Here is a 16,540-nt window from a genome sequence, read left to right as displayed (position 1 = left end):
CCAAATTTCCGTTCGCCCTGAGCCTGTCGAAGGGCCGCACTTCTCTTCAAGAAAGGACTGGGCTTCGACAAGCTCAGCCCGAACGGGTGAAAGATTCCCACTCATTCGATAACTTTGGGAACCGCGAAGAAGCCATGTTCGGCCTGCGGCGCATTGGCCAGCACCTTGTCGCGAACATTGCCGTCGGTGACGACATCGTCGCGCAGGCGCAGATGATTGGGGATGACAGCGGTCATCGGCTCCACGCCGGTCACGTCCACCTCGCCCAATTGCTCCACCCAGCCCAGGATGTTGTTGAGTTCGGGCACCATCGCCTCCGCTTCGGCGTCGGTCACCGAAATGCGCGAAAGGCTGGCGATCTTTTTCACGGTCTGAAGGTCTATCGACATGGCCCCGCCGCTACCACCCGGCCACGCCCGCTTCAAGTCCCGATCCTCCGAGACCTTGCGCACGCTCGCGGCTTACGCCAGACAGAAACAGTCCATCACTAGGGAGAGCAATCCTTGGCCCGCAAGTTCCTCTATGTCGTAACCGGCCTGATCGTGCTGGTGATCGCGGCATTGCTGGCCTATCGCATCTGGGGGATGCAGATGATCCGCGCGGTCATGGTCCCTCGGGAAGCCTTCGCGCAAATCGAACCGCTCCCCGCCAACGCCTATGACGATCCGAAGATGTGGATCGCCCGGCCCGACATCGTGAAGGACAACCCCGCCCTGTGGACTCCCGAAGGCGTGAAGGACGCGCCGTCGGCGGAAAAGGCGACGGTCTTCTTCATTCACCCGACCTCCTACATCACCACGCTGGGCGACGCGCATTGGAACATGCGGCTGGATGACCAGGAATCCCTCGCCACCGCGCGGCGCTTCGTGCAGAATCAGGCGAGCGCCTTCAACGCGGCGGGTTCCGTCTGGGCGCCTCGCTACCGCCAGGCCAATTACGGGGCGTTCCTGACCGACAAGCCGGCTGGCGAGCAATCCCTCGCCGCAGCCTATCGCGATGTTGCGCAAGCCTTTGCCGCATTCCTGAAAGCCAATCCCGAAGGTCCGCTGATCCTCGCGGCCCATAGCCAGGGGTCGCTCCATCTGCTCAAACTGTTGCGGGAGCAGGTCGCCGGCAAGCCGGTCGCCGACCGCATCGCCGCCGTCTATGCCGTGGGCTGGCCGATTTCGGTAGAGGCCGACCTGCCCGCGCTTGGACTTCCCGCCTGCGCGCGGCGGCAGCAGTCGCATTGCATCGTGAGCTGGCAAAGCTATGCCGAACCGGCCGATCCGTCAGCGGTGATCGAAAATTTCGAACGCAAGCCGAGCTTCACCGGCAGGCCGCACAAGGGCACGCACATGCTCTGCACCAATCCCATCACCGGCGCCTTCAACGGGGCCGCGCCCGCCAGCGCCAATCGCGGCACGCTGGACGCGCGGGATGCCGACAAGCCGACCCGGCTGGTTCCCGGCATCGTCCCCGCCCGCTGCGACACCAGCGGCGTGCTGATGATCGGCGAGCCGGTGGACATGGGGCCCTTCACCTTGCCGGGCAATAATTATCACGTCTATGACTATGCGCTGTTCTGGGCCGATGTGCGCGAGGATGCGAAACAGCGGCTGGCCGCCTTTCTGAAGAAATAGACATGTCCATTCTTACCGCCGACCGCGCGGTTTTCCGCGAAGCCCTGCCCCATGGCGGCCGCCTGATCGGGCTGGACGTGGGCACCAAGACGATCGGCCTTGCGCTGTGCGATGCGGGATGGTCGATCGCCAGCCCGGCCCATACCGTCAGCCGCGGCAAGTTCACCAAGGACAAGGTCGCGCTGGCGGCGTTCATGGAACAGCAATTGGTGAAGGGCGTGGTGATCGGCCTGCCGCTCAACCTGGACGGCAGCGAATCCCCGCGCAGCCAGGCAAGCCGCGCCTTCGCCCGGAACATCGCCGACCTCGGCCTGCCGATCCTGCTGTGGGACGAGCGCTGGTCGACGCAGGCGGTGACGCGGACGCTGCTGGAGGCGGATGCCAGCCGCGCGCGGCGAGGTGAACTGGTGGACAAGCTCGCCGCGAGTTACATCCTGCAGGGCGCGATCGACGGGCTGATGGCCGGCTTCTGAGGTCCCCCTACTCCTCAAAGGCGGAGATGATCGGGCAAGGGCCTTCCTGCGAGGCATGGCATGCGCTGGCAAGTCGCCGCAGGCTGTCCCGTGCAGTCTCCAGCTCCGCGATCTTCAGGTCCAGCGCCGCCAGCCGCTCCGCCGCCAGTTCACGCGCCCGCGCGCGGTCCTGTCCCGCATCCAGCCGCAGCAACTCCCCGATCTGGTCCAGCGTGAATCCGGCCGCCTGCGCCGAACGGATGAACCTCAGACGCCGTGCATCCTCCTCGCCATAGCGCCGCACGCCGCCCGCAAGACCGGCGCCTTCCGGCCGGTCGGGCGTATCCAGCAGGCCGCGCCGCTGATAGAAGCGTATGGTCTCGACGCCGACGCCGCCCGCGCGCGCCAGACCGGAAATCGTCATCGTCATGCTTGACTCCGGACCGTGGTACGGACCCCATATGGGGTGCGAAGCGAACCTCTCAAGAGAAAGCGATGCGATGACCACAGTGGCCGCCTCCACCCCAGTTCCCGGCAAAGCCGTCCTTTACCGCATGGTGATGCCTGGCCACATCTGCCCCTTCGGACTCAAGGCCAGATGGCTGCTGAAGCGCAAGGGTTATGAGGTCGAGGATCACTGGCTTACCAGCCGCGACGAAACCGACGCCTTCAAGGCCGCGCACAATGTCGGAACGACGCCGCAGATCTTCATCGACGGGCAAAGGATCGGCGGCCATGACGATCTTCGCCGCCTTTTCGGCCTGACGGTCGCCGATCCGCAGGCGAAAAGCTACAGGCCGGTCCTTGCCGTCTTCGCGGTCGCGGCCCTGCTTGCCTTGGCGACCAACTGGCTGACGGAGATGCCGCTCATCGGCATCATGACGGCGGAGCGCTTCATCGCGATCTCCATGATGCTGCTCGCCATGCTGAAATTGCAGGATGTGGACCGCTTTGCGACCATGTTCCTGAACTACGACCTGCTCGCCCGCCGTCTTGTCCCCTATGGATATGTCTATCCCTTCCTTGAACTCGGTGCAGGCGTGCTGATGCTGGCGGGTGCGCTCGAATGGCTGTCGATCCCCGTGGCGCTCTTCATCGGCGGGATCGGTGCGGTTTCGGTTTTCAAGGCCGTCTATCTCGAAAAGCGCGAACTCAAATGCGCCTGCGTCGGCGGCAGCGGCAACGTGCCGCTCGGTTTCGTCTCCCTGACGGAGAATGTCATGATGGTCGCCATGGCGCTGTGGATGCTGGCCGCGCATTGACCGAATCGGCTGGAGCGCGCCGCGTCAGGTCGGACGCCGGTCGCGCGCTCCAGATTTCTGATGCCGCATCCTTTCAGGCAGAAACCGGTTCCCACCCTTCGACAGATGCAGGACAGGCTTTTCCGCACGATGCTCTAGGCAGTAGTGACATTTTAGGGATTCACGACGGTTTGGATTTGTGATTCAAGGCTGGCTTTTGGAGGCTGGCGTGGAAGGCGAAGTGCTGCGGGATGATCAGTGGGAGCGGCTGCGGGAGTTCGTTCCGGGCGGGCGCAAGGGCAAGCGCGGTCCTCGCAGTGACGGACGGTTGTTTCTTGACGCCTTGCTCTGGCTGGCGCGTTCAGGGGGACGCTGGCGCGATCTACCGGAGAAGTTCGGTCCCTATCAGACCGCCAAGCGGCGTTATTATCGCTGGGTCGAGCAAGGCGTGATCGACCGGATCTTCGAGGCTGTGTCGGATGATCCCGACATCGAATGGCTGGCGATCGATGCGACGGTGATCCGCGCCCAGGCCCAGGCGGCTGGGGCACGGGTAAAAAGGGGGGCGCTCAAGCCCAGGCTCTCGGACGATCGAGAGGCGGGTTCGGCACCAAGATCCATGCCGTAGTCGATGCCTTGGGCTTGCCGATCCGCTTCATCCTCGGCCCCGGACAGCAAAACGACATGGCGCCCGCCTGCGATCTGATCCGCGGCATCCCGGCTGGCAAGGTTCTGGCTGATCGGGCCTATGACGCCGACAGTTTGCACGATCTCATCTACGAGCAAGGCGGCGAGCCGGTCATCCCACCTCGCCGCCATCGCAAATATCAGCACCACTATGATCGCATCGCCTACAAACAGCGTTGGGGCATCGAGGGCTTCTTCGCCAAGCTCAAGCAGTGGCGCCGTATCGCAACACGCTATGACAAACTCGCCGCAAACTTCCTCGGCTTCGTCAAACTCGCCAGCATCATGCTATGGCTCAAATGATTAAATCGTCACTACGGCCTAGATGCCGTCGCGTCCATAGACGTCGGGCATGAACTGCACCCCGCCCGCGGTGGGCACGGCGGTCAGATAGGTCAGATAGACCGGCACGGGCTGGGGCAGAGGCACATGCTGTTCCGGCTTGTCGCTGTCGGGCTTCAGCGGCTTGCCGAAGAACCAGCGGCCCAGCCTTTGCGCATCCTCCAGCCGCACGCAGCCATTGCTGAACTGCCGCGCCGGCTTTGCCAGAAGGTCGCGCGATGGCGTGTCGTGCAGGTAGATGCCAAGATCGTTGGGAAACATGAACTTGACCTTCCCCATGGCATTGTCGCCGCCGGGAAGCTGGCGCACGCGCAATTCGGTGCGCCCGTCGGCCACCGCGCGCCAGTCGATCGCGGCCGGCTCCAGCTTTTGCGCATTGGCGCTCCAGTCGGAAAGCGCTTCATAGCGCAGCTTCGTCAGCGAGGCGCCGTTCAGCATTCGCGGCGCGAGTTTCCGCTCGACCAGATCGGACGGCACGTTCCAATAGGGATTGAGCGTCGCATAGCGCACCATGCCCGCCATCATCGGCGTCTGGCTTTCCTTCGCGCCGACGACCACCTTCATCGTGCCGTCCTGCACGCCCTTGCTGAAATACCAGAGGCGGGCGGAGGCCGCATCGACCACCACATGCCGCACCTGCGGACCGGGCAGCAGCCGCGTTCGTTCCAGATTGAGCGCGATCAGCCGGTCATAATAATCATCGCCCCGGTTCAGCGCGGCGATGGTCGCAGCGCCCGCGACACCGTCCGGCTTCAGGCCATGATCGCCCTGATACGCCTTCACCCTTGCGACAAGCGCCTTGTCATAGGCGGTTCCGCCCTCCAACCCCAGGCGGCGGCGAAGCGCCACGGCGCCAGCCTTCATGCCGGGGCGCAGCTTCCCATCGGTCGGCACCGACACTTGCGGCAGTCCGCCCCAACGCCTTGCGAAAGTCGCCCGGGCGTCGCGCAGCTTCACGTAAAAGGGGCTCATCCAGCCGGACGAACGCACATAGTCGACAAAGGACGGCGCGACTGCGGCGGCGCGCAGAATCTCCTTCGGTTCCTCATCCTTCGGCTCCACCTCCGGATCGAGATAGCGCACCTTCACCTTGCGCGAGGGTTTGCGCATGTCGCTCACCAGCGCGGCGAAGGCCTTGGACAAGGCGATGTCCGCCCGCGCCAGCAGCCGGGGATCGCCGTTCGCATCGGCCTCCTTCATCAGGGACTTGAGTTCGCGCGGTTCATAATCCCTGGGTTTCAACCCATCCGCATCGGCCCCCTCGATCAATGCGATCAGGGCATCGGCTTGCGGCCCGACCCTGCCCTTTTCGATCCAGAGCGGCCAATAGCCGCGCGGGGCGTAGAAATCCCTCAGCTTGCCGCCCACGGACGAGCGGATTTCCGCCGCCACGCTGGTGCGCTGGGAGTCCGCAACCGCGCCGGGCTGCACAATGGCGTGTCCGGGCCAGGCCGTCAGCAGAAGCGCGGGAAGCAGGGCGGCACGGAGGAAAGGGGCGCGGCAAAGGCGCCGCGCCCGGACAACTGCGTTTATCAGCCGCGTTCTCCGCGACGGGAGGGCGGCGGAGGCGGCGGGGGCGGCGGACAGGGCGGTCCCTGAATCTCATGATACATGCCGTCGGGCGAATAATAGCCATCGACGATGCCGTCGCCATTGCGGTCTGCCGCGACAGTGCCGCTGATCGCGCCCGGGCCGACCGGCGGCGCGGGGGCGATGGGTTCGTCCCTCGTCGACGCGCATGCGCTCAATGCGAGCGCCGTGCCGCCGAGAAGTGCCAATAGCCTGATTTTCATACCCTCTCCCTTGGCGCTGCGAGGACCGTGCGCCGGTTAGAATGTGGACGCTGCGGGTTGCAGCGCGAGTGTAACGACCGGCGGTCGGATTCGATTCCATTACCGCTGCGCAATGACGACGAGCCGTGCCCAGGCAACGGTTAACCGAGCCGGGCTGCGATGCTCCCGCCGTCCCGAGCCCGCCATGCTCCTGCGCAGGCAGGAACCCGGCTCAGGCGGCAGGACGGGCTCGAACCACTCGCCTCACCGGTTCCCCTCAACAAGAGCAGGTCGCGCCGGGATCAAATCCCGACCCACTCCGCCGAAGCAATACCCTGCGCATAGAGCAGCACGGACAGATCGCCATGCACGATCTCCGCCGCCGCCGCTTCGCGCGTCTTGGGCTTGGCGTGATAGGCGACCCCCAGCCCGGCCCCCTGGATCATCGGAATGTCGTTCGCCCCATCGCCCACGGCCAGGGTCAGCGCGCGGTCGATCCCGCCCTCTATCGCCGCCTCCAGTTCCGCCCGCTTGCGCGCCGCATCGACGATCGGCACCGTCACCGTACCCAGCAAGGCCCCGTCCGCGATCTCCAGCACATTGGCGACGGCGGCATCGAAGCCGATCTCCTCCGCCACCGGTCCGGTGAAGCGCGTGAAGCCGCCCGACACGAGCAGCGTCCTCGCTCCCCTCGCCTTCATCGTGCGCACCAGGGCACGGGCGCCGGGCATGATCTTCACCCGCTCGGCCCTGCACTGGTCGATGGCCGCGTCCGCCAGCCCCTTGAGCAAGGCCACCCGTTCGTGCAGCGCGCCGGCGAAGTCGAGTTCGCCCCGCATCGCCCGCTCGGTGATTTCCGCGATCTGGGCCTTGATCCCGGCATAGTCGGCCAGTTCATCGATGCATTCGACCGTGATCATGGTGGAGTCCATGTCGGCGATCAGCAGCTTCTTCTCCCGCCCCCCGACCGGTTGGACGATCACATCCACGCGGTCGCCAATGCCGGTCAGCGCGGCGCGCGCGGCAATCCGATCAAGCCCAAAGAAAATATCCGCCGCCTTGCCCTCGTCCAGCCACTTGCTATCCACCGGCGTGCAACCCGCCGTGGCGAGCCGGCCGGCAGCCTCGGCAATATTGTCCTGACTCAAGGCGCCACTTGCCACTAAGGTCGCAACGAACATGGAAACTCCTGACACTTCACAGGGCGAATCCCGCCCGCGCGTGGCGCTTATTGCCGGGCCCACCGCCAGCGGCAAGAGCGCGCTTGCGGTTCGCCTGGCCCGCGCGGCGAACGGCATCGTCATCAACGCCGATGCGAGCCAGGTCTATGCCGACCTCCATATCCTCTCGGCCCGCCCCAGCGAGGAGGAAATGGCCGGTATCCCGCACCGCCTGTTCGGTCATATCGACGGCGCGGAAGCCTGCACCGCCGCCCGCTGGGCCGCCGAAGCCCGCGATGAAATCGGCAAGGCGCATGAGGCCGGACGGCTCCCCATATTGGTCGGCGGCACCGGGCTCTACCTGCGCACCCTGCTGGACGGCATCGCCCCGGTCCCGGACATCGACCCCGCCGTCCGCGCTGCCGTCCGCGCCATGCCAGTGGCGGAGGCCCATGCCGCGCTGGCGAGGGAAGACCCCGCCGCCGCCGCCCGCCTCGCCCCCGCCGACACCAGCCGCGTCGCCCGCGCTCTGGAGGTGGTCCGCTCGACCGGCCAGCCCCTGTCCGAATGGCAGCGGCGCAAAAGCGGGGGCATAGGCCCGCACATCGCCCTTTCGCCCATGATCCTGCTGCCTCCGCGCGACTGGCTGATCGCGCGCTGCGACCTGCGCTTCGGGCAGATGGTGGACGGCGGCGCCGTAGCGGAAGTCGAGGCGCTGCTCGCCCGCGACCTCTCCCCCGACCTGCCGGTGATGCGCGCCATCGGCGTACCGGAAATCGCCGCCTGGATGGCAGGGGAAATCGACCGGGAGACCATGATGGAACGCGGCCGGATCGCCACTCGCCAATATGCGAAACGGCAATATACCTGGTTTTCGCGCCAGCCTCCGCCGGAATGGCCCCGAGAGGCGCGACAGATTAATATGGAAATTGTCGATGAATTGGCAATAAAATTACAACAATAACTATTGACTTGCCATTTTATGTCCAATAGACGCAGCCGCCTTGCCATCCTTCCGCTTCTGGAGCAGAGGGCGCAGCAATTATCGAATGGAAGGAGCCATCGTGGCCGAAAAGAGCGGCGCGGACATATTGGTTGAGTGCCTGATCGACCTGGGGGTCGAGGTCGTGTTCGGCTATCCGGGCGGCGCGGTGCTGCCCATTTATGACGCACTCTTCAATCATCCGAAGATCCGCCATGTGCTCGTTCGCCACGAACAGGGCGCGACCCATATGGCGGAAGGCTATGCCCGTTCCACCGGCAAGCCCGGCGTCGTGCTCGTCACGTCCGGCCCCGGCGCGACCAATGCCGTCACCGGCATCACCGACGCGCTGATGGATTCGATCCCGATGGTCGTCATCACCGGACAGGTTCCGACGCAGCTCATCGGCACGGACGCTTTCCAGGAAGCGGACACGGTCGGCATCACACGCCACTGCACCAAGCACAACTATCTGGTGAAGTCGCCCGGCAAGCTGGCGAGCGTCGTCCATGAGGCGTTCCACATCGCCACTACCGGCCGCCCCGGCCCGGTCGTCATCGACATTCCGAAGAATGTCCAGATCGCCACCGCGCCCTACAGGAAGCCGGAAAGCTTCGAACATGCCAGCTACCGCCCGCAGACCGAGGCGGACCCGGCCGCCATCGCCAGCGCGGTCGAGATGCTGGCGGCTGCGGAGCGTCCGATCTTCTACACCGGCGGCGGGGTCATCAACTCCGGTCCCGAAGCCTCGACCCTGCTGCGGGAGATCGCGGCGCTGACCGGCGCGCCCGTCACCTCGACGCTGATGGGTCTGGGCGCCTTTCCCGCTTCGTCCGGCCAGTGGCTTGGAATGCTGGGCATGCACGGCACCTATGAAGCCAATTGGGCGATGAACAAGGCGGACCTGATCGTCTGCGTCGGCGCCCGTTTCGACGACCGCGTGACGGGCCGTCTGGACGCCTTCGCCCCGCATGCGAAGAAGATCCACATCGACATCGACCGCAGCTCGATCAACAAGACGGTCGAGGTCGACCTGCCGATCATCGCGGACGTCGGCAACGCCCTGGCGGACATGATCGCACTCTGGAAGGATCGCGGGCACAAGGCGGCGGACCTTGGCGAATGGTGGGCGCGGATAGACGGCTGGCGCGCGCGCAACAGCCTCGCCTATCCGGAAAGCCGCGAAGAGATCATGCCGCAGGAGGCGATCGCCCAGCTCTACAAGGCTTCGCGATCGGCCAGTGACGTCATCATCACGACCGAGGTCGGCCAGCACCAGATGTGGGCCGCCCAGCATTTCGGCTTCGACGCGCCCAATAAATGGCTGACCTCCGGCGGCCTCGGCACCATGGGCTACGGTTTCCCGGCCGCCATCGGCGCGCAACTGGGCAATCCGGACAGTCTGGTGGTCTGCGTCGCGGGCGACGCATCGATCCAGATGAACATCCAGGAAATGGGGACGGCCAGCCAGTATCGCCTGCCGGTCAAGATCTTCATCCTCAACAATGAATATATGGGCATGGTCCGCCAATGGCAGGAACTGACCTATGAAAGCCGCTATTCCAACAGCTATTCCGACAGCCTGCCCGATTTCGTGAAGCTGGCGGAGGCCTATGGCTGGACCGGCATCCGCATCGAGGGGCCGCAGGAACTGGAGGCGGGCATCCGCCAGATGATCGACACGCCCGGTCCGGTGATCGTGGACTGCCGCGTGGCGAAGCTTTCCAACTGCTTCCCGATGATCCCGTCGGGCGCGGCGCATACCGACATGCTGCTCGACCCCAGCCAGGTGGAAGGCGTCATGTCGGACGAGGCGAAGGCGCTGGTGTGAGGATGGCGGCGTGACGCAACATCTGAAGCTCCGCATCCATGTGAGCGAACCTTTCGATTTCGAACGGTTGGCCGGCAGGTCCGAACTGACCGGCTGGACGGTGGACCATGCCGATCCGGAGAATGGGGATTGGGAAGTCCATCTGGACGCGGGCTTCGATTTTCACGAACGCCACATCGGCCGCCTGTTGGTCAGCCCGCGCTATGTGGGCGAGCATCTGGCGCGGATGTTCGATGCGATCGCGGGCTTCCCGGTGCGGATCGCCCATCGCGACGACGGCGCATGGCACTACGCCTTCACGGGCATGATTTCAGAGCGCCATGAGCGCGAAGAACCGGACAACGGAAGCATCTGATGCATATTCAGGAAGAGATTAGCGAGCGGCATGTCCTGTCGCTGACGGTTTCGAACGAGGCGGGCATATTGGCGCGCATCGCGGGCCTGTTCACCGCGCGCGGCTATAATATCGACAGCCTGACCGTGGCCGACATCACCCCCGATCATGCGATCAGCCGCATCACCATCGTCACCAGCGGCCCGCCCAAGGTGATCGACCAGATCATCGCCCAGCTCGAACGACTGGTGCCGGTGCACAAGGTGACCGACCTTACCGACAACGGCCCCTTCGTCGAACGCGAACTGGCGCTGGTCAAGGTCGCGGGCGTGGGAGAGGACCGGATCGAGGCGCTTCGCCTGGCCGACGTCTTCCGCGCGAAGGTGGTCGACACGACGATCGAGAGCTTCATCTTCGAGATCACGGGCACCACCGACAAGATCGACAATTTCGTCGGCCTCATGCGGCAGATCGGCCTGGTGGAGGTCGGCCGCACCGGCGTCGTCGGCCTGATCCGCGGCAAGGAGCCGAACTGAAGAAATCACCCCTCTCCCGCCGGGAGAGGGAGGTCGAAAAGAGTCATGTGCCTCTTTTCGACGCCGCAAAGCGATGGGAGGGTGAGGGCGGTCCCCTCGCCGCGCAGGTGGTCCCCCTCACCGCAAATCTCGGCTCCGCAAGGCGCCACCCGAACGGAAAGAAGGAACGTCAAATGAAGGTTTATTACGATCGCGACGCTGACATCGGCCTGATCAAGGGCAAGAAGGTCGCCATTCTGGGCTATGGCAGCCAGGGCCACGCCCATGCGCAGAATCTGCGCGATTCCGGCGTTGCCGAAATCGCCATCGCGCTGCGCCCCGGTTCGCCCAGCGCCAAGAAGGCCGAAGGCGCGGGTTTCAAGGTGCTGCCCAACGCCGAAGCGGCCGCCTGGGCCGACGTGCTCATGATCCTGGCGCCCGACGAGCATCAGGCCGCCGTCTATGCCGCCGACATCCACGCCAATCTGCGCCCCGGCGCGGCACTGGCCTTCGCGCACGGCCTCAACGTGCATTTCGGGCTGATCGAGCCGCGCAAGGACGTCGACGTCATCATGATCGCGCCCAAGGGCCCGGGCCACACCGTCCGCGGCGAATATCTGCGCGGCGGCGGCGTGCCTTGCCTGATCGCCGTTCATCAGGACGCGACCGGCAATGCCCATGACATCGCCCTCTCCTACGCTTCGGGCGTCGGCGGCGGCCGCTCCGGCATCATCGAAACCAACTTCCGCGAGGAATGCGAAACCGATCTGTTCGGTGAGCAGGCCGTGCTGTGCGGCGGCACCACCGCGCTGGTCCAGGCCGGTTTCGAAACGCTGGTCGAGGCGGGCTATTCCCCGGAAATGGCCTATTTCGAATGCCTCCACGAACTGAAGCTGATCGTCGACCTGATGTATGAAGGCGGCATCGCCACCATGCGCTATTCGATCTCGAACACCGCCGAATATGGCGACATCAAGACCGGCCCGCGCATCATCACCGAAGAGACGAAGAAGGAAATGAAGCGCGTCCTGGCCGACATCCAGTCGGGCCGCTTCGTCAAGGATTTCGTGCTCGACAACCGCGCCGGCCAGCCGGAACTCAAGGCAAGCCGCATCGCTTCGCAGCGTCACCCGATCGAGGAAACCGGCGCGAAGCTGCGCGCCATGATGCCCTGGATCGGCGCCAACAAGCTGGTCGACAAGGACAAGAACTGAGCGCCTGCCCGCCATCCGGCAACGGGGTGGTAGGTAGCCGATCCGGTAACCCTTTGTTTCCGGTTACGGCTCTGGAACAATCAAGGGACGTCGCTTATCGTAGCGGCGTCCCTTGATCGCTTTCGGAGATTATCCTTCATGCGCAAATATCTGATCCCTGCCGCCGCCCTTGTCGCCCTTGCTGGCGGCAGCGCCGTCATCGCCCAGCAGATGCCGCCCGCCCCCGGCGCGAAGGACGCCACGCGCGTGACCGGCGGCACCTATACGATCGATCCCGGCCACACCCAGATCCTCTTCGCCTACGACCATATGGGCTTCACCAACAATCTGGGCGTCATTTCCGAATCGACCGGCACGCTGACGCTCGATCCGAAAAACCCCTCGGCCGCCAAGGTTTCGGTCGAGGTTCCGGTGACGAACCTCAAGACCGGCATCGCCAAGCTCGACGAACATCTGATGAAGCCGGAATTCTTCGACTCCGCCAAATTCCCCAAGGCGACCTTCGTGTCGACGGGCGTGAAAGCGCAGGGCAACGAGGCGGAAATCACCGGCAACCTGACCATCAAGGGCATTACCAAGCCGGTGACGCTCGACACCGAATTCTACGGCGCGGGCAAGGCGCCGGCGATGATGGGCGGCAAGGAAAATGCCGGCTTCGTCGCCACGACCACGATCAAGCGCAGCGATTTCGGCATGGGCTATGGCGTGCCGATGGTCGGTGACGCCGTGGAACTGAAGATCGTCGTCGCTTTCCAGAAATAAGCCACGGGCACGAACGACAATCCCCCTCCCGCCCGCGGGAGGGGGTTGGGAAGGGCGCGAGCGAAGCGAGCTTCTTCGCTAACCGGTCGGCGCGCCGGTGACGCCGCGCCCCTCCCCACTCCTTCCGCAATCGGGAGGAGCGAGGGCCTGTGTCCTCCCCCTTGCGCTTGCCGGTCGATTCGGGCTATGGCGCTCCCATCATGCAGCGCGCGCTTCTTCCCCTGCTACGACTTACACGCCCTTAGGCGTGGTTTTTGTGCTGCTCTTCGCTTGAATGACGCGGCAATCCGCCTAAGGGCATAATCAAGCAGATAGTCGTACCACCGGGCAGGCCGCAATCCTTTGGACAGGCTCGCCCGTATGCAGAGAAGCCATTTTCGTCATGATGCTGACCGATCCCTCGCTGAAATACCGCCCCTTCCCTCAGGTCGACCTGCCGAACCGCCAGTGGCCGTCGAACGTCATCACCGCCCCGCCGCGCTGGCTGTCGACCGACATGCGCGACGGCAACCAGTCGCTGATCGACCCGATGAATGCGGAAAAGAAGCGCCGCTTCTTCGACCTGCTGGTGAAGGTCGGCGTCAAGGAGATCGAGGTCGGGTTCCCAAGTGCTGGCGCGACCGAGTTCGACTTCATCTCCGGCCTGGTGCGCGACGGCGCGATCCCCGACGATGTGTTCCCTCAGGTGCTCACGCAAGCGCGCGAAGACCTGATCGCCACCACCTTCGAATCCCTGCGCGGCGCGAAGAAGGCCATCGTCCACGTCTATAACGCCGTATCCCCCGCCTGGCGCAACATCGTGTTCCAGATGGACCAGCCGCAGATCAGGGACATCGCGATCACCGCCGCGAGGCTGCTGCGCGACAATGCGGCGAAGCAGCCCGACACCGACTGGCATTTCGAATATTCGCCGGAAACCTTTTCCACTGCCGAGCTGGATTTCAGCCTGGAATGCTGCGAAGCGGTGATGGAAATCCTCCAGCCCACGCCGGAGCGTCCGCTGATCCTGAACCTGCCCGCCACGGTAGAGGCGGCGACGCCCAATATCTATGCCGACCAGATCGAATGGATCTGCCGCAACATCAGCAAGCGCGACAGCGTCGTCATCTCGCTGCACACCCATAATGATCGCGGCACCGGCGTGGCGGCGGCGGAACTGGGCCTGATGGCGGGCGCGGATCGCGTCGAAGGCTGCCTGTTCGGCAATGGCGAGCGCACCGGCAATTGCGATCTGGTGACCGTGGCGCTCAACATGTACACGCAGGGCATCAACCCCGGCCTGGATTTCAGCGACATCGATGAAGTCATCCAGACCGTCGAATATTGCAACCAGTTGCCCGTCCACCCGCGCCATCCCTATGCCGGCGAACTGGTGTTCACCGCCTTTTCCGGCAGCCATCAGGACGCCATCAAGAAGGGCTTCGCCGCGCAGGAAGCGCGCAACGACCAGATCTGGGACGTGCCCTATCTGCCGATCGACCCCAAGGATCTGGGCCGCGATTACGAAGCGGTGATCCGGGTGAACAGCCAGTCCGGCAAGGGCGGCGTCGCCTGGGTGCTGCAACAGGACAAGGGGCTGAAGCTGCCCAAGCGCATGCAGGCCGATTTTTCGAAGGTCGTGCAGGCGCTGGCCGACGAAAGCAGCCGCGAACTGAACGCCGCCGACATCTGGACCGCCTTCGAAACCCATTATCGCCTGACGGGCGAACAGCCCTACAGCCTGATCGACTATCATGAGAGCGGCGCGGCGGGCGACCGCATCTTCACCGGCAAGATCACGCACAAGGGTGGCGAACGGAGCATTTCCGGACGCGGCAACGGCCTGATCTCCTCGGTTCTCGCGGCGCTGCGCGATGAACTGGGGGTCGATCTGGAGGTCGCCGACTATAGCGAGCATGCGATCGGCGCGGGTACGGATGTCGCGGCGGCCGCCTATGTCGAATGCCGCACACCCGATGGCCGGACCATCTTCGGGATCGGCACGGATACGGATGTCGCCACGGCCTCGGTTCAGGCGGTGCTGTCTGCGGCCAACAGCGTCGCCACGCAGCGCTGAAACGACCGACCTGCAATGGGCTCCTGCAAAGGCGGGAGCCCATGGGGAAGGCGATCTACCCCGCCAGGGCCTTCACCATCCGCTCCCACTGGTCGAGCGCTTGCGGTATCCCCGCCACCGGCACGCGTTCGTTCAGCCCATGGGCAAAGCCGTCCTCGCCGCGCTGGAACAGGCTGGAAACGCCATAGCTCGGGACCCCCAGCGCCCGGAAATAGAGGCTGTCCGTCGCCCCCGCCGACATGGAAGGTATGACGGGAATATCCGGATAGCGAGCCGAAACCGCTGCCTTGACCGCTTTCACCACATCCTCGCGGAGCGGTGACGCATCGCTCGCCTGCGGGTCGTCCAGCGTGGTGATCCTGGCGTCCGGATCGTCAATGGCCTGCGCCAGTTCCGCCTTCACGGCATCCACCGCAATGCCGGGAAAGATGCGGCAGTTGACGTCGACCTTCGCGCTTTGCGGCAGCGCGTTGAGCGCGTGGCCCGCCTGCGCCATGGTGGCGACGCAGGTCGTCCGCACCTGCCCCACAAATTCGGGATAGTCCGACAGCAGGTCAGCCGCCTTCCGGTCCCCCGTCTCGGCATAGCGCCGCATCGCCTCACCCACGGCCCCGCCGATCCGCTCCGCCGAAAGGGCCAGCGATGCCCTGGTCAGTTCATTGCGCATCGGCGCGAAGCGATAGGCCGCGATGCGGTCGATCGCCCGCGCCAGCCGATAGATCGGGTTGCCAGGCGTCGGCGCGCTGCTGTGGCCGCCCGCATCGGTGAAGGCGATCTCGAAATCCGCATAGCTTTTCTCGCCAGCCTGCAATTGATAGAGCACCGCCCGTCCGCCCTCGTCCAGCAGCCCGCCGCCGCCATCTCCGTTCAGCAGCAGTTCGGCGTCCTTATATTTCTCCGCCAGCGCCCTGCTCGTCCGCATATGGGTTTCCTCGTCGCCCGACAGCAGCAGGGTGACGGTCCGCCGCGGTCGCCAGCCTTCCTTCTTCAGGCCCATCAACGTCGCCACCATCATGGCGACATCATATTTATTGTCCTCCGCGCCCCGCCCGAAAATATAGCCATCCTCCTCGACCGGCAGGAATGGATCGCGCGCCCAGTCCGCCGGATTGGCGGCCACCACATCCATATGGCCGATCAGGAGCAGCGGCCTGAGCTGCGGATCGCTGCCGCGAATGGTCGCGGCCAGGCTCGCCGTCTCACCCATCGGCGTGATCTCCACATCCCCCGCCGCAAATCCCGCCTGCTGCAGCAGCGAGGCATAATAGGCGGCGAGGCGGGGCACCTGCCCCTCTCCCTCCACCGTGCGGAACGCAATGGATCTGACGAGAATGTCCTTGGCCAATGCCGGGTCGCCGGCGGCCTGCGCGGGGTGCGGCAGGAACAGCACCGGAGCGGTCAGGACCGCAAGAACCGCCCGCCATTTCCTCAAATCGCATCTCCTGCTGGACCAAGGACCATTCTGTGGCATAGTGGATTGCGACAGCCAATCCGTTTGCTGTCCCAGTCGCGGAAAGAGGGCGTCCTTATCCGCGTTCACCCCCATAAAGAATTGCTTGCGCGCATTTGA

The 16,540-nt window shown here is 64.7% G+C and carries 17 protein-coding genes; 11 read left to right on the top strand and 6 right to left on the bottom strand.

Going from position 1 to position 16,540, the window contains the following annotated elements; genetic code table 11:
* Nucleotides 1-101: 101 nt before the first annotated feature.
* On the bottom strand, nucleotides 102-389 hold the full coding sequence (gene gatC, locus TZ53_RS16925) for an Asp-tRNA(Asn)/Glu-tRNA(Gln) amidotransferase subunit GatC (protein WP_025548067.1): 288 nt from the start codon (nucleotides 387-389) through the stop codon (nucleotides 102-104).
* A 114-nt stretch (nucleotides 390-503) separates the two neighbouring features.
* Here gatC and TZ53_RS16920 point away from each other — a divergent pair, with 114 nt between their 5' ends.
* Nucleotides 504-1,622: a DUF3089 domain-containing protein gene (locus TZ53_RS16920; RefSeq protein ID WP_025548065.1), complete on the top strand. Its 1,119-nt coding sequence runs from the start codon at nucleotides 504-506 to the stop codon at nucleotides 1,620-1,622.
* 2 nt (nucleotides 1,623-1,624) lie between these two features.
* On the top strand, nucleotides 1,625-2,095 hold the full coding sequence (ruvX, locus tag TZ53_RS16915) for a Holliday junction resolvase RuvX (RefSeq protein WP_044662040.1): 471 nt from the start codon (nucleotides 1,625-1,627) through the stop codon (nucleotides 2,093-2,095).
* Nucleotides 2,096-2,102: 7 nt separating this feature from the next.
* Here ruvX and TZ53_RS16910 read toward each other — a convergent pair whose 3' ends face one another.
* Nucleotides 2,103-2,504: a MerR family transcriptional regulator gene (locus TZ53_RS16910; protein ID WP_044662039.1), complete on the bottom strand. Its 402-nt coding sequence runs from the start codon at nucleotides 2,502-2,504 to the stop codon at nucleotides 2,103-2,105.
* Nucleotides 2,505-2,574: 70 nt separating this feature from the next.
* Here TZ53_RS16910 and TZ53_RS16905 point away from each other — a divergent pair, with 70 nt between their 5' ends.
* Both TZ53_RS16905 and TZ53_RS16900 read left to right on the top strand, forming a co-directional pair.
* Entirely contained in the window at nucleotides 2,575-3,336 is a 762-nt protein-coding gene (locus TZ53_RS16905; RefSeq protein ID WP_044662038.1) for a MauE/DoxX family redox-associated membrane protein, read from the top strand.
* 208 nt (nucleotides 3,337-3,544) lie between these two features.
* Nucleotides 3,545-4,305 (top strand): IS5 family transposase gene (locus TZ53_RS16900; protein ID WP_099185988.1). Its coding sequence is split into 2 segments (ribosomal slippage): nucleotides 3,545-3,869 and nucleotides 3,869-4,305, totalling 762 coding nucleotides; the frame shifts between segments, so codons are not numbered across the junction.
* 18 nt (nucleotides 4,306-4,323) lie between these two features.
* Here TZ53_RS16900 and TZ53_RS16895 read toward each other — a convergent pair.
* The 3 genes from TZ53_RS16895 to serB all read right to left on the bottom strand — a co-directional run bounded on the left by TZ53_RS16895 (nucleotide 4,324) and on the right by serB (nucleotide 7,297).
* Nucleotides 4,324-5,775 (bottom strand): L,D-transpeptidase family protein, encoded by a 1,452-nt coding sequence (locus tag TZ53_RS16895; protein ID WP_229742629.1) that lies wholly within the window; start codon nucleotides 5,773-5,775, stop codon nucleotides 4,324-4,326.
* A 101-nt stretch (nucleotides 5,776-5,876) separates the two neighbouring features.
* A complete protein-coding gene (locus TZ53_RS16890; protein WP_025552117.1) occupies nucleotides 5,877-6,137 on the bottom strand; it encodes a hypothetical protein in 261 nt (86 codons plus the stop codon).
* Between the two features lie 281 nt (nucleotides 6,138-6,418).
* Nucleotides 6,419-7,297 carry a phosphoserine phosphatase SerB gene (serB, locus tag TZ53_RS16885; protein ID WP_044662036.1) on the bottom strand — a complete coding sequence of 293 codons (879 nt, stop codon included), beginning with the start codon at nucleotides 7,295-7,297 and terminating at the stop codon, nucleotides 6,419-6,421.
* Between serB and miaA the strand changes: the two genes are divergently transcribed.
* The 7 genes from miaA to leuA all read left to right on the top strand — a co-directional run bounded on the left by miaA (nucleotide 7,296) and on the right by leuA (nucleotide 14,970).
* Nucleotides 7,296-8,240: a tRNA (adenosine(37)-N6)-dimethylallyltransferase MiaA gene (gene miaA, locus TZ53_RS16880; protein ID WP_044662035.1), complete on the top strand. Its 945-nt coding sequence runs from the start codon at nucleotides 7,296-7,298 to the stop codon at nucleotides 8,238-8,240. The genes serB and miaA overlap by 2 nt on opposite strands.
* A gap of 100 nt (nucleotides 8,241-8,340) precedes the next feature.
* A complete protein-coding gene (locus TZ53_RS16875; RefSeq protein WP_025552120.1) occupies nucleotides 8,341-10,089 on the top strand; it encodes an acetolactate synthase 3 large subunit in 1,749 nt (582 codons plus the stop codon).
* A 10-nt stretch (nucleotides 10,090-10,099) separates the two neighbouring features.
* On the top strand, nucleotides 10,100-10,444 hold the full coding sequence (locus tag TZ53_RS16870) for a hypothetical protein (RefSeq protein ID WP_025552122.1): 345 nt from the start codon (nucleotides 10,100-10,102) through the stop codon (nucleotides 10,442-10,444).
* Nucleotides 10,444-10,959 carry an acetolactate synthase small subunit gene (gene ilvN, locus TZ53_RS16865; RefSeq protein ID WP_044662034.1) on the top strand — a complete coding sequence of 172 codons (516 nt, stop codon included), beginning with the start codon at nucleotides 10,444-10,446 and terminating at the stop codon, nucleotides 10,957-10,959. The genes TZ53_RS16870 and ilvN overlap by 1 nt, the downstream gene beginning before the upstream one ends.
* A 173-nt stretch (nucleotides 10,960-11,132) precedes the next feature.
* Nucleotides 11,133-12,152 (top strand): ketol-acid reductoisomerase, encoded by a 1,020-nt coding sequence (ilvC, locus tag TZ53_RS16860; protein WP_044662033.1) that lies wholly within the window; start codon nucleotides 11,133-11,135, stop codon nucleotides 12,150-12,152.
* 138 nt (nucleotides 12,153-12,290) lie between these two features.
* Nucleotides 12,291-12,914, top strand: a complete 624-nt coding sequence (locus TZ53_RS16855; protein WP_044662032.1) for a YceI family protein — start codon at nucleotides 12,291-12,293, stop codon at nucleotides 12,912-12,914.
* A 382-nt stretch (nucleotides 12,915-13,296) separates the two neighbouring features.
* Nucleotides 13,297-14,970 (top strand): 2-isopropylmalate synthase, encoded by a 1,674-nt coding sequence (leuA, locus tag TZ53_RS16850; protein WP_044662031.1) that lies wholly within the window; start codon nucleotides 13,297-13,299, stop codon nucleotides 14,968-14,970.
* 55 nt (nucleotides 14,971-15,025) lie between these two features.
* Here the strand turns inward: leuA and TZ53_RS16845 are convergent, their stop codons facing one another.
* Nucleotides 15,026-16,351 (bottom strand): M20/M25/M40 family metallo-hydrolase, encoded by a 1,326-nt coding sequence (locus TZ53_RS16845; RefSeq protein WP_044663112.1) that lies wholly within the window; start codon nucleotides 16,349-16,351, stop codon nucleotides 15,026-15,028.
* Nucleotides 16,352-16,540 lie beyond the last annotated feature (189 nt).

Origin of the sequence: Sphingobium sp. YBL2 (assembly GCF_000943805.1) — a bacterium.
In the GTDB taxonomy this organism is placed as follows: Bacteria; Pseudomonadota; Alphaproteobacteria; order Sphingomonadales; family Sphingomonadaceae; genus Sphingobium; species Sphingobium fuliginis.
The sequence above is the reverse complement of the archived record's forward strand: the minus strand, read 5'-3'. Positions and strand labels throughout refer to the sequence as shown.